We start from the raw sequence: 223 nt of genomic DNA, 5'->3' as shown, positions 1-223 counted from the left end.
GCCAAATGGCAATTCCTCTCGTATATGGTCAAAAAGCAATATGTTGTCACTGGGTTCGGCAAAATGGTGGGCCGTCAGTTGCGCGCTATTGATAAGAGGAACACGGCGACCCGATCCGCTGGATATTTCTTCAGGTTCAGAGTGGAGTTTAACGTTATCAATACTGAAAATTTCATCTGCCGGTAATACATAACACGATTTGTCCTTTTCAAATATTATCGGT

General features: G+C 43.0%; 1 pseudogene. It reads right to left on the bottom strand.

Features of this window, described 5'->3' with window-relative positions:
- Positions 1 to 223 (bottom strand): annotated as a pseudogene (locus ABR397_RS24305) (type VI secretion system baseplate subunit TssF); the annotation flags it as partial.

The organism is Photorhabdus viridis (assembly GCF_040256935.1).
Taxonomy (GTDB): Bacteria; Pseudomonadota; Gammaproteobacteria; order Enterobacterales; family Enterobacteriaceae; genus Photorhabdus; species Photorhabdus viridis.
Note: the sequence above shows the minus strand (reverse complement) of the source record. Positions and strands in the feature narration are given on the sequence as shown.